A 12,785-nucleotide genomic window follows, 5' to 3' on the forward strand; every position below is an offset into this window, starting at 1 on the left:
GGGTCGTCTGAAACCGTATTTCGGTTTTCAGACGACCTTTTTGCTAGTGCTTGTTGTCCGTATTTTGATCTTCGTGGGAAATCATGCCTGCTTCGGCAGCGTGTTTTACTGCCATTTCATGTTCGTGCGCGCTTTCCTTAAAGAATTTACGCACAACCACATAGAACAAAGGCACAAGGAACACGGACAAAATCGTACCGATCAACATGCCCCAGAACACAGTCGTACCGATGGCACGCCGGCTGGCAGAGCTGGCACCGCTGGCAACATACAGCGGAACCACACCCAAAATGAAGGCAAACGAGGTCATGATAATCGGACGGAAACGCAGGCGTGCAGCTTCCAACGCAGCTTCCAGTGCGCTCTTGCCCTGCGCTTGCAGGTCTTTGGCAAACTCGATAATCAGAATCGCGTTTTTCGCACTCAAACCCATTACGGTTACGAAACCAACTTGGAAGTAAATATCATTGGTAAACGAGGGGATGCTGCCCAACAAAGCTTCAAAGATATTGCGCCCGGTCACACCCAATGCTGCGCCCACCAACCCCAGCGGAACCACGAGGATGACCGCCAACGGGATAGACCAACTTTCATAAAGCGCGGCAAGCACCAAGAACACGGCAGCAATCGCCAAACCGTACAAAATCAAGGTTTGCGAACCGCCTTTAGCCTCTTCGCGTGACTGACCGCCCCATTCAAGGCTGTAACCGCCTTCCATTTCGTCCACCATTTTCTGAACCGCAGCCATTGCCTGACCGGATGAAACACCGGTAGCCGGAGAGCCGGAAAGTTCCATAGCGGGATAGCCGTTAAACCGTACGCTTTGTTCCGTACCTGTCTGCCAGGAAACAGTAGCAATGGTAGAAAGCGGGACAGCGACACCGGAGCTGTTGGGCACAGTCAAATTCAGGATGTCGGACGGCTGCATACGAGCAGAAGCATCAGCCTGAACCATCACACGTTGCAGACGCCCCTGGTTCGGGAAGTCGTTGACATAAGACGAACCCAAAGAGGAAGCCAGGGTCGTGCGGATGTCTGAGAACGAAATGCCCTGTGCGGCAGCAGCGGCGCGGTCGATGTCGATTTTCAACTGTGGCGCATCTTCCAGACCGCCGGCACGGACGGTGTTCGGGTCAAACAGACCGCTTTCGCGCATTTTGCCGATCAATTCATTGCGCTTCGCCAGCAATGCGGCATGACCGGTATTGTTGCGGTCTTGCAGGTTGATGGTCAGCCCTGAGCCGTTACCCAATTCCATAATCGGAGGAGGCGTAAGGGCAAAACCGACCCCGTCTTTGAGTGTACTCATCATCGTACCGTTCAACTTATTGGCGACAGAGGTTGCATCGCTGCCCGGCGTTTTACGCTCTTCCCAGTCCTTAAGCATGGCAAAACCCATTGCCATATTCTGACCGCTGCCTGAGAAACTGAAGCCGGAAACGGTAATGATGTCTTTAATTTCAGGAATGCTTTTCGCCAACTGGGTAACTTGCGCCATTGTCGCATCGGTACGCTCTTTGGTCGCACCCGCAGGCAGTTGTACGCTGACCATGATGAAGCCTTGGTCTTCAGTCGGCAAGAAGGAGGTCGGCAAGCGCATAAACAGGAATACGCCTGCGGCTGCCAGACCGATATAGACAATCATCATACTGAACGTCTTACGCAGCACTTTGACAACCCAGCCCTCGTAGCCATTCGTCCAATTGTCGAATTTTTTATTAAACCAACCGAAAAGCCCCTTCTTCTCTTGATGGTGCCCTTTCGGAATCGGCTTGAGCATGGTGGCGCACAATGCCGGCGTCAGCGTCAGTGCGAGGAATGCGGAGAATGCAATCGATGCCGCCATGGTTAAAGCAAACTGTTTGTAAATATTGCCGGTCGCACCGCTGAACATCGCCAAAGGCACAAATACGGAAATCAGGACGGCGGTAATACCGACCACCGCGCCGGAAATCTGACCCATCGCTTTTTTGGTTGCTGCTTTAGGCGGCAAACCTTCCGTCGCCATAATACGCTCGACGTTTTCAACGACCACAATCGCATCATCGACCACGATACCGATAACCAATACCATCGCAAACATGGTCAATACGTTAATCGACATGCCCATATAAGAGATGAAGGCAAAACCGCCCAACAGCGAAATCGGCACGACAATGGTCGGAATCAGCGTATAGCGGATGTTTTGCAGGAAGAGGAACATCACTACAAACACCAGTAAAACAGCCTCTCCAAGCGTACTCAACACTTTCTCAATCGAAATCTTAACGAATTTTGAAGTGTCGTAAGGCGTTTTCCAGCTCATGCCCTGCGGGAAGTATTTTTTCAAAACCTCCATTTTTTCCTTTACGGCAGTGGCGGTTGCCATAGCATTACCGCTGTTGGACAACATCACCGCCATACCGGTGGTGTTCACACCGTTCAGACGGGTGGAAGAGGAATAGTCTTCCATACCCAAGCTGACTTTTGCCACATCTTTCAGATAAACATTCGAGCCGTCGGTATTGGATACCAAAATGATGTTGCCGAACTCTTCAGCCGTTTTTAATTGTCCTTCCGCAGTAACGGTCGCCGAAATAGTCTGACCTTCAACGGCCGGTAAAGAGCCGATGGAGCCTGCCGAGATTTGGATGTTTTGTGTTGCAAGCGCATTGGTCACCGTAGCAAAAGACAGGTTGTAGTTTTGCAGTTTTTTCGGGTCAACCCAAATGCGCATGGCACGTTGCGCACCAAACAACTGCACCTTACCTACACCGTCGATACGCTGCAATTCAGGAATGATGTTGCGTTGTGCGTAGTCGTTCATTTCCTCGGTGGACTGTACGTCTGACGAGAGCATCACAATCATCAGGAAGTTTTCACGCGCCTTGGATACGGTAACGCCATATTGCTGCACGGCGGCAGGCAGGTTGCTCAATACTTCGGAAAGTTTGTTCTGCACCTCTACCTGCGCCAGATCCTCGTTGGTTTCAGGCGTAAACGTCAAACTGACCGTACCCGAACCACTGGAGTTGGCGGAAGTGCTCATGTAGTCCAAACCTTCCACACCGTTCATACTGCGTTCGATAACGGCAAGCACGCTGTCTTCCATCACCTGCGCGGACGCACCCGGATAAGTGGCGGTCAGCGTAATGGTCGGAGCAGCAACGGACGGATATTGGGAAACCGGCAAACTCCTAATGCCGATAACACCCAATGCGATAATAAAAATCGCAATGACCCATGCAAAGATGGGGCGGTCGATAAAAAACTTAGCCATTGATGCCTTCCTTATTTAGCTGCGGATGCCGGTTTGGCTTCAGAGGTCGTCTGAACGTCTTTTTTCGCTTCGGAAGCAGCTTTGGGTGCGGCTCCGGCAGCAGATGCGGCAGCCTTTTCAGGAGGTGTCCATTCTTTAGGCGTAACCTTTTTCCCGCCACTCATGGATGCAATGGCGATGCCGTCAACAATGACTTTGTCGCCGTCTTTCAGACCCGCAGTGATCACCCAGTTAGTTCCCTGCTGCTGGGCGACTGTTACCTCGCGCGGCTCCATTTCGCCTTTGGCGTTCACAATCATCACGGTATCTTTCGTACCGCGCGTTACTGCCTGCTGCGGTACGACAAAAGCGTTGTCGGCAGCCACTTGTTCCATCAGGACGCGCACATAAAGACCTGACATCAAAATGTTTTTGTCGTTCGGCACTGACGCGCGCAGCGTGATTTGTCCGGTTGTTTCGTTCACAGACGGATCGGAGAACAGCAAACGGCCTTTGTGCGGATAAACTTCGCCGTTGTCGAACTTGATGCCCACTTCAATCGCGCCGTCCACGCTCGATAATTTGCCCTCGGCAACCTGTTGGCGCAGCTTCATCACTTCGGTCGCGGATTGAGTGATGTTCACATACATAGGATTGGTTTGGCGGATGGTCGCCAGTACGGTTGTATCGCCTGCGTTCAGCAGCGTACCTTCGGATACTTTGGACTGACCGATGAAACCTGAAATCGGTGCGGTAATGCGCGCCCTGTTCAGATTGATACCGGCAGATTTAATCGCCGCCTGAGCCGCTTTGACGCTTGCTTCGGCAGAACGTTTCGCCGTTACCGCCGCATCGTAGTCTTGCTTACTGATAGCATCGGCAGCAACCAGCGGCTTGTAACGCGCCAAGTCGGCATTGGCTTTGGCAAGGGTCGCCTGCGCGCCTGCCAATTGGGCGCGCGAGCTTTCCAGATCAGCTTGATAGGTGGAACTGTCGATTTGATAAAGCGGCTGTCCGGCGCGGACATAGCTGCCCTCTTGGAACAGGCGTTTTTGGATGATGCCGCCTACTTGGGCGCGGACATCCGCCGTACGCAGCGACTCCAAACGGCCCGGCAGCTCGGTCGTCAGCGCGACGGTTTCAGGATGGACGGTAACGACACCGACCACAGGGGGCGGAGCTTCTTTTTGCGCAGCTGCCTGCTGCCCTTTTCCATCTTTTGCACCTTGCGTCGCATCGGAGCCTTTGTTACACGCTGAAAGAGCCAACGCAGTAGCGGCGGCGATTGCCGCCATGCGCATCACCTTAGAAGCATAAGAAGCCATTACATTTCCTATCTGTATAATTGTTATGAGGTTTTACCCTATACTTTGTTATCAGAGCCGATTTTTGGTTCCGAAACAACAATAACCTGCCTCAATATCCGGAGCAGGTCGTCTGAAAATTTATTTTATACTTGAGAGCTAATCTCAATTACGAGTGCCATTATACATACATGCTTGCATGGATACAAAGTATTTTTTATAATTCCCAATATTCCACCCAATTGAAATAGGTATCATGCGGAAAACCAAAACCGAAGCCCTTAAAACCAAAGAACATCTCATGCTCGCCGCGCTGGAAACCTTCTACCAAAAAGGCATCGCGCGCACTTCGCTCAACGAAATCGCCCAGGCCGCCGGCGTGACGCGTGGCGCGTTGTACTGGCATTTCAAAAACAAAGAAGACTTGTTCGACGCCCTCTTCCAGCGCATTTGCGATGACATCGAAAACTGTATGCATCAGGACGCGGCTGATAGCGATGAACAAGAGTGGTCGCTTTTCCGCCGCACCTTGATGCACTTTTTCACGCGCCTGCAAACCAACGACATCCACTATAAATTCCACATCATCCTGTTTTTAAAATGCGAACACACCGAGCAGAACGCCGCCGTCATCGACATTGCGGATAAACATCAATCGATTTGGCGCGAGAAAATTACCGAAGTCCTGACCAAATCCATCGCACAACATGCCTTATCCGAAGATTTGGATACCGACATGGCGGTCATCTTCATCAAATCGATGCTGGACGGTCTGATTTGGCGTTGGCTCTCGTCCGACAAAAGTTTCGACCTTGCCCAGACCGCACCGCGCATGATTGACATCCTCTTGGATAATCTGAAAAACCACCCGCAACTGCGTAAGCAAAAATAACGGACCGTACACAAAAGGTCGTCTGAAAACAAGCATCACACGTTTTCAGACGACCTTTTCTTTGCTTCAACAAACGTTTCACCATTGTGAATCAAACCAATAAATAAACAACGCCCGAACAATCCCTGCTTAACAAAAACGTCGTCTGAAAACCCTTTTTCAAGTTTTCAGACGACGTTTTCTTATTTTCCTATCAACGCGTTACCGGTTTATATTTAATCCGTTTCGGTTTCGCGCCCTCTTCGCCGAGTCGGCGTTTCTTATCGGCTTCATATTCCTGATAGTTGCCGTCGAAGAACACCCATTTCGAATCGCCTTCGCACGCCAGAATATGCGTGGCTATGCGGTCGAGGAACCAGCGGTCGTGCGAAATCACCATCACGCTGCCGGCAAATTCCAACAATGCGTCTTCCAGCGCGCGCAGGGTTTCCACATCTAGGTCGTTGGACGGTTCGTCCAGCAGCAACACATTGCCGCCGCTCAACAAGGTTTTTGCCAAGTGCAAACGTCCGCGTTCGCCGCCGGAAAGCTGCCCCGCGATTTTGCTTTGGTCGCTGCCTTTAAAGTTGAAACGACCCAAATATTGGCGGGCGGGGATTTCAAACTGTCCGACCTGCAAAATGTCGCGGCCTTCGGCGATGTTGTCGAACACGGTTTTGTCGTTTTGCAAACCTTCGCGGCTTTGGTCGATCAGGCTCATTTTCACGGTTTGCCCGATTTTTACTTCACCCGAATCAGGCTGCTCTTTGCCCGCAATCATTTTGAACAGCGTCGATTTACCCGCGCCGTTCGGGCCGATGATGCCGACAATCGCACCCGCAGGCACTTTGAAGCTCAAATCGTCAATCAACACTTTGTCGCCGAACGATTTGGAAACGTTCACAAATTCAATCACTTCATTACCCAAACGCTCGGCGACGGGAATGAAGATTTCCTGCGTTTCATTGCGTTTTTGGTATTCGTAGTTGCTCATTTCTTCAAAACGCGCCAGACGCGCTTTGGACTTGGCTTGGCGGCCTTTGGCATTCTGGCGTACCCATTCCAATTCCTGCTTCATCGCCTTCACGCGCGCGGCTTCGGATTTTGCCTCGTTTTCCAAGCGTTTTTCTTTCTGCTCCAGCCAAGACGAGTAATTGCCTTTCCACGGGATACCGTGTCCACGGTCAAGTTCCAAAATCCATTCGGCGGCGTTGTCCAAGAAGTAGCGGTCGTGCGTTACGGCAACGACTGTGCCGGGGAAGCGTACCAAGAATTGCTCCAGCCATTCCACCGATTCAGCGTCCAAGTGGTTGGTCGGCTCGTCCAGCAGCAGCATATCGGGCTTGCTCAACAAGAGTTTGCACAAAGCAACACGACGTTTTTCACCGCCGGACAGATTGCCGATTTTGGCATCCCATTCCGGCAGGCGCAGCGCATCGGCGGCGATTTCCAATTCGTGTTCCGCACCGCCGCCCGTGGACGAACCCGCCGCAATAATTGCTTCCAAGCGGCCCTGCTCTTCCGCCAGCGCGTCAAAATCCGCATCGGGATTGGCGTACTCGGCATACACTTCTTCCAAACGTTTCTGCGCCGCAGCTACTTCGCCCAAACCGCTTTCCACTTCCTCGCGCACGGTTTTCTCAGGATCAAGCTCCGGCTCTTGCGGCAGATAGCCGATTTTGATGCCGCCCATCGGCACGGCTTCGCCCTCAAATTCCTTATCCACACCCGCCATAATCCGCAGCACGGTGGATTTGCCCGCGCCGTTCAAACCGAGCAAACCGATTTTCGCGCCGGGGAAGAAGGAAAGGGAAATATCTTTAATGATGGTTTTCTGCGGCGGCACAACCTTGCTCACGCGCAGCATGGAATAGACGTATTGTTGGGACATGGTTTTCTCAATTCGGTCAAACAAATTTCAGACGACCCATTTTAACCGATTGCACCGATTGTTGCTTGCACGGATGATATTTAGAGGGGAAATAGATGGGATGGATTGATTTGTTTGGATTTGGAAGAAGGTCGTCTGAAATAATGGTTTCAGACGACCTTTCTTCATTTTTTCACGAGAATATCCCCAACTCCCGCGCAGCCCTACCCTTCAGCCTGCCGCCTGCTTTTTCCAATCGACACTCCCTGCCAAGTCGGTATTGAAATGCGCGCCGATGTTTTGCCGCCTGGCGTATGCGGCTTGGGCGACGGCGAGGCTGCATTCGAGCAGGTTGCGGTTTTCGTATTCGGACGCGGTGTGCGGTTCGGTTTGGTTTTGCTTCCAAAGCCGCAGTTGGGCGATGGCGCGGCGCAGGTCGGTATCGTTGCGGAGAATGCCCAGATGGCGTTGGTTGAACGCTTGCAGGACGGGGCGGCTGAATGTGTTTTGGAGGTCGTCTGAAAAGATGTCTGCTTCGGCGGAGGTGTTTTCAGACGACCTTTTGGACGGTAAGGTTTGGAATGCTTGTCCGTCCGCGATGGTTTGGGCGGCAAGTCTGGCGGTAACGACGCATTCGAGCAGGGAGTTGCTGGCGAGGCGGTTGGCTCCGTGCAATCCTGTACAGACGGTTTCGCCTAAGGCGTAGAGCTGCGGCAGGGAGGTTCTGCCATAGGGGTCGGTTTGGATGCCGCCGCAGGTATAGTGCTGCACGGGGCGGACGGGGATGGCTTGGCGCGTGATGTCCAAACCGCATTGGGACAGGCAGTGCCGGTGGATGGACGGGAAATGCTGGCGGACGAACGCTGCGGGTTGATGGCTGATGTCGAGCGAGACGAAGTCTTGTGTTTGCTTGGTGATTTCGGCGGCGATAGCGCGGGCAACGATGTCGCGCGGCGCGAGTTCGGCGCGGCGGTCGTAATGCGGCATGAACCGTTCGCCCGCTTGGTTGGTCAGGATGCCGCCTTCGCCGCGCACGGCTTCGGAAATCAGGAAGGTGCGGCCGTTTTCAGACGACCTTGCCAAGCCCGTGGGGTGGAATTGGATAAATTCGAGGTTTTCGACTGCGCAGCCTGCGCGTATCGCCATGGCGATGGCGTCGCCCGTGCATTCGGGCGGCGTGGTGGTGGCGGCGTAAATCTGTCCCAAGCCGCCGCCTGCGAGTACGGTATGGCGGGCGCGGATGCGGTAGGTTTCTTGCGTTCGGCGGTCGAGGACGGTCAGTCCGCACGCTGCGCCTGATTTGGTTTGAATGTCCAACGCCATCTGCCGCTCGCAAACGCGGATGTTCGGGCGGCGGCGTATTTGGACAATCAGGCTCTGCATGACGGCTTCGCCCGTGTAATCGGCGACGTGGGCGATTCGGCGGCAGGTATGCCCGCCTTCGCGCGTCAGGTGCAGGCCGTTATTATTTTGGTCGAACGCCACGCCCTGCGCCAGCAGCCATTCGATTGCCGGTTTGCCCTGCGACAGGATGGTACGGACGGCGGCTTCGTCGCACAAACCCGCGCCCGCTTCCAAGGTATCGGCAACGTGTTTTTCGATGTCGTCCTCTCCCGACCACGCCGCCGCAATTCCGCCTTGCGCATGGCGGCTGGCGGTGTCGTCCAGCCGGTTTTTGCACAAAATGACGATGCGGAACGATTCAGGCAGCGACAGGGCGAGCGTCAGTGCCGCCAGCCCGTTTCCGGCAATCAATACGTTGCAATCGGTTTGCATGGTGTTGTCCTTGTTTGAGAGGTCGTCTGAAACGGTATAGTGGATTAAATTTAAACCAGTACGGCGTTGCCTCGCCTTAGCTCAAAGAGAACGATTCTCTAAGGTGCTGAAGCACCAAGTGAATCGGTTCCGTACTATTTGTACTGTCTGCGGCTTCGTCGCCTTGTCCTGATTTAAATTTAATCCACTATAATATGGACGGCAAATCAGGCGGGGCCCATGCCGTTGAACACATCTTTTTTCTTCAGCCCTGCTGCGAAGTCGAGCATACGCTGCAAAGGCAGTTTGGCGGCTTCGCCCAGCTTCCTGTCCAACAGAATTTCGTTGCACCCGCCTGTCAGGGCGTGTTTGATGCCGCCCAGCGAATTCATCGCCATCCATGGGCAGAACGCGCAGCTTTTGCAGCTTCCGCCGTTGCCCGCCGTCGGGGCGGCGATAAATTCTTTGTCGGGCGCCTGCTTTTGCATTTCGTGCAGGATGCCCAAGTCGGTCGCCACGATGAATTTCTTTTCAGGGCGCGATACGGCGGCTTTGAGCAGTTTGCTGGTCGAGCCGACCACGTCACCCAGTTCGATGACGCTTTGCGGCGATTCGGGATGAACCAGCACCACCGCGTCGGGGTGTTCCGCCTTCAATGCCGCCAATTCCTGCCCTTTAAATTCGTTGTGGACGATGCACGAACCCTGCCACAACAGCATATCCGCACCCGTTTCGCGGCGGATGTAGTCGCCGAGGTGGCGGTCGGGCCCCCAAATCAGCTTCTCGCCGCGCGATTTCAGATACGACACGATTTCCAACGCCACCGAAGACGTGACCACCCAGTCGGCACGCGCTTTCACGGCGGCGGAAGTGTTGGCGTACACCACCACCGTGCGGTCGGGGTGTCGGTCGCAAAACGCCGAAAACGCCTCTTCCGGGCAACCCAAATCCAAAGAACATTCCGCTTCCAAATCAGGCATCAGCACCGTTTTTTCAGGACAGAGGATTTTCGCGCTCTCGCCCATGAAGCGCACACCCGCCACCACCAGCGTACCGGCCTCGTGTTCCGCGCCGAAGCGTGCCATCTCCAGCGAATCGCCCACGCATCCGCCCGTCTCCAAAGCCAAATCCTGAATCAGCGGATCGACGTAATAATGCGCCACCAAGACCGCGTTTTTCTCCTTCAGCAAAGCCTTGATTTCGTCTTTCAGACGACCTGCCGTCTCGCGGTCGGGCGTGTCGGCAACCTTCGCCCACGCCTGACGGATTTGGCAGGCGGAAGTCGGCGTCTGAATGAGGGGCATATCGTAGTCGAACGAGCGGCGGGCGGCGGTTTGCATGATGTTTCCTTGTGGCTGTTTTTCAGACGGCATGAAGGTTTGCCGTCTGTTTTTCAAACTGTTTTTATATTATGCTCAACTTGAGTATAATATGCAAGGTCGTCTGAATACAGGTTTGAGATACCGCAAAACCGACCCGCTTCGTTCCGACAAACCGCTTTGGTTTACAATAAAGCCTTTCCCACCCGCAGAAAGCCGAGCATGGACGCCTACCCCGAAGCCGAAGCCCCGCCGCAAAGCATCGTCGAGCTGGTTCCCGTATTGATTGCCGTTACCGACGGCGGCCTGCGGGTGTTGACCGTCGCCCAAGGCACGCTCCTGCCCAACGGCCCGCTCTCCCCCCTGCGCAATTCCCTGCAGGCGGGCGTGAAGCTGTGGGTCGCCAAGCAGACTTCGCAGCCTATGGGCTATGTGGAACAGCTTTACACCTTTGTCGATACCCACCGCCGCAACGAACACGGCATGCCCGTCTTGTACGTCAGCTATTTGGGGCTGGTGCGCGAGGCCGCCGACAGCATCCTGCATCCCGACGCGAAATGGCAGGACTGCTACGGCTATTTCCCGTGGGAAGACTTGCGCACCGACGGCGGGCAGCGCGACGCCGTCGTCAGCCGCCTGCGCATTTGGGCAAACTCGGCAGACACGGAGGAAGTGCGCCAAAAGCGGCTCAAGCGCATTCATTTGTGCTGGGGGGTCGAACCGGAAAACTGGTCGGAAGAATACGTTTTGCAACGCTATGAAATGCTGTATGAAAGCGGCCTGATAGCGGAAGCCGCCGAGCCGCAGGCAAACTTCGACTTCACGCTCACGGGGCAGCCCATGCGCCACGACCACCGCCGCGTACTGGCGACCGCCCTGTCCCGCCTGCGCGCCAAAATCAAATACCGCCCCGTGATTTTCGAACTGATGCCGCCCGAATTCACGCTGCTGCAACTGCAAAACAGCGTCGAAGCCATCAGCGGCAGATTGCTGCACAAGCAAAACTTCCGCCGCCAGATTCAGCAGCAAAACCTCATCGAGCCGTCGGATACCGGCGTATCGGGCAGCAAAGGCCGTCCCGCGCAGCTTTACCGCTTCCGCGACGACGTCCTGCCCGACAGGCTGATTTCGGACATCGGACTGCCGCTGGGCAGCCGTTAGCCCGTTTTCAGACGACCTCAAACGAAGTTTTGCCCTCGCCGCAACACCAATATTTTTCAACAAAGGAAACCCCATGTCGTCTGAAAACACCCTCTTCCCCCTGCCCGACACCCTGTTGCGCCCCATGGTCGAACAAGCTCTGAGCGAAGATTTGGGCAGGCGTGGCGACATTACGTCCGCCGCCGTTATCGCCCCCGATAAAACCGCCAAACTCTTCCTCGTCAGCCGCGAAGACGGCGTCATCGCCGGCATGGACTTGGCGCGCCTCGCCTTCCAGACGATGGATCCGTCCGTCCGCTTCCAAGCCGAAATTCACGACGGGCAAACCGTCCGCGCAGGTCAGACGCTGGCCGCCGTCGAAGGCAACGCCCGCGCCCTGCTCGCCGCCGAACGCACCGCGCTCAACTACCTCACGCACTTGAGCGGCATCGCCACCGCCACCGCTCGTGCCGTTGCCGAAGTCGCCGAATACGGTACAGACATCGTGTGCAGCCGCAAAACCATCCCCCTGCTGCGCGTCCTGCAAAAATACGCCGTCAGGGCAGGCGGCGGCGTGAACCACCGCATGGGTTTGGACGACGCCGTGCTCATCAAAGACAACCACCTCGCCTATTGCGGCAGCATCGCCCAAGCCGTGCGGCAGGCGAAGCAGGCAGTCGGACCGTTGACCTGCGTGGAAATCGAAGTGGACACGCTGGCACAACTGGACGAAGCCATCGCGGCGGGCGCGGAACGGATTTTGCTGGACAACATGGACGACGAAACCTTGAAAGAAGCAGCAAACCGCTGCCACACGCAAACCGCCCACCCCCACACCATCTATTGCGAAGCATCGGGCGGCATCGGCTTCGACCGCTTACGGAGCGTGGCGCAAACCGGCGTGGACGGCATCGCCCTCGGCTATCTGACCCACAGCAGCCGCTCGTTGGACATAGGTTTGGATTTCGTGGCGTAAATTTTGCCGAAGACAGCGGCGCAGAAAGAAAACCATTCAAAAACGCCCGTTTAGTCATTCCCTCGCAGGCGGGGTAAAGATGACGAAACGGGCGTTTTCTGGAGTGGATTAAAATTGCAATGATACAGCGTTGCCAACGCCATTATGCACTTTAGCTAAATTACTTTATTTTCGACACGCAACTTACCGCTTGCCGTCATTCCCGCGCAGGCGGGAATCCATTTTTGAAATTCAGAAACCTTTTTTTAAACCAAGATTTCTCAAGTTTTACAATGGATTCCCGCCTGCGCGGGAACGACGGAAGAACGTATC

8 protein-coding genes are annotated in these 12,785 nt (G+C 54.8%); 3 read left to right on the forward strand and 5 right to left on the reverse strand.

All coding sequences use genetic code 11. The features are described from left to right. Positions 1 to 43: 43 nt before the first annotated feature. Both H3L95_RS08265 and H3L95_RS08270 read right to left on the reverse strand, forming a co-directional pair. A complete protein-coding gene (locus H3L95_RS08265) occupies positions 44 to 3,259 on the reverse strand; it encodes an efflux RND transporter permease subunit (protein WP_182096136.1) in 3,216 nt (1,071 codons plus the stop codon). An 11-nt stretch (positions 3,260 to 3,270) separates the two neighbouring features. After that, complete coding sequence (locus H3L95_RS08270; RefSeq protein WP_003756555.1) at positions 3,271 to 4,563, reverse strand: efflux RND transporter periplasmic adaptor subunit; 1,293 nt, start codon at positions 4,561 to 4,563, stop codon at positions 3,271 to 3,273. 235 nt (positions 4,564 to 4,798) lie between these two features. Between H3L95_RS08270 and mtrR the strand changes: the two genes are divergently transcribed. Further along, positions 4,799 to 5,434: a multidrug efflux system transcriptional repressor MtrR gene (gene mtrR / locus H3L95_RS08275; protein WP_003756558.1), complete on the forward strand. Its 636-nt coding sequence runs from the start codon at positions 4,799 to 4,801 to the stop codon at positions 5,432 to 5,434. Between the two features lie 193 nt (positions 5,435 to 5,627). On the opposite strand, the gene ettA is transcribed toward mtrR, so the two are convergent. The 3 genes from ettA to nadA all read right to left on the reverse strand — a co-directional run bounded on the left by ettA (position 5,628) and on the right by nadA (position 10,378). Next, complete coding sequence (gene ettA / locus H3L95_RS08280; protein ID WP_003756559.1) at positions 5,628 to 7,304, reverse strand: energy-dependent translational throttle protein EttA; 1,677 nt, start codon at positions 7,302 to 7,304, stop codon at positions 5,628 to 5,630. Between the two features lie 210 nt (positions 7,305 to 7,514). Then, positions 7,515 to 9,059: an L-aspartate oxidase gene (gene nadB, locus H3L95_RS08285; protein ID WP_003756561.1), complete on the reverse strand. Its 1,545-nt coding sequence runs from the start codon at positions 9,057 to 9,059 to the stop codon at positions 7,515 to 7,517. 206 nt (positions 9,060 to 9,265) lie between these two features. Next, positions 9,266 to 10,378, reverse strand: a complete 1,113-nt coding sequence (gene nadA, locus H3L95_RS08290) for a quinolinate synthase NadA (protein ID WP_040668014.1) — start codon at positions 10,376 to 10,378, stop codon at positions 9,266 to 9,268. Positions 10,379 to 10,579: 201 nt separating this feature from the next. Here nadA and H3L95_RS08295 point away from each other — a divergent pair, with 201 nt between their 5' ends. Beyond that, positions 10,580 to 11,518 (forward strand): NUDIX hydrolase, encoded by a 939-nt coding sequence (locus H3L95_RS08295; RefSeq protein ID WP_040668018.1) that lies wholly within the window; start codon positions 10,580 to 10,582, stop codon positions 11,516 to 11,518. A 73-nt stretch (positions 11,519 to 11,591) separates the two neighbouring features. Further along, positions 11,592 to 12,473: a carboxylating nicotinate-nucleotide diphosphorylase gene (gene nadC / locus H3L95_RS08300; RefSeq protein WP_040668021.1), complete on the forward strand. Its 882-nt coding sequence runs from the start codon at positions 11,592 to 11,594 to the stop codon at positions 12,471 to 12,473. The last annotated feature ends 312 nt before the right edge of the window (positions 12,474 to 12,785 follow it).

This window comes from Neisseria sicca, assembly GCF_014054945.1.
GTDB classification, from domain to species: domain Bacteria; phylum Pseudomonadota; class Gammaproteobacteria; order Burkholderiales; family Neisseriaceae; genus Neisseria; species Neisseria sicca.

Bases quoted from the DNA above. Each gene is read 5' to 3' on its own strand.
- H3L95_RS08265 (WP_182096136.1), bottom strand. From the start codon at position 3,259: ATGGCTAAGTTTTTTATCGACCGCCCCATCTTTGCATGGGTCATTGCG.
- ettA (WP_003756559.1), bottom strand. From the start codon at position 7,304: ATGTCCCAACAATACGTCTATTCCATGCTGCGCGTGAGCAAGGTTGTG.
- nadC (WP_040668021.1), top strand. From the start codon at position 11,592: ATGTCGTCTGAAAACACCCTCTTCCCCCTGCCCGACACCCTGTTGCGC.
- H3L95_RS08270 (WP_003756555.1), bottom strand. From the start codon at position 4,563: ATGGCTTCTTATGCTTCTAAGGTGATGCGCATGGCGGCAATCGCCGCC.
- H3L95_RS08295 (WP_040668018.1), top strand. From the start codon at position 10,580: ATGGACGCCTACCCCGAAGCCGAAGCCCCGCCGCAAAGCATCGTCGAG.
- nadA (WP_040668014.1), bottom strand. From the start codon at position 10,378: ATGCAAACCGCCGCCCGCCGCTCGTTCGACTACGATATGCCCCTCATT.
- nadB (WP_003756561.1), bottom strand. From the start codon at position 9,059: ATGCAAACCGATTGCAACGTATTGATTGCCGGAAACGGGCTGGCGGCA.
- mtrR (WP_003756558.1), top strand. From the start codon at position 4,799: ATGCGGAAAACCAAAACCGAAGCCCTTAAAACCAAAGAACATCTCATG.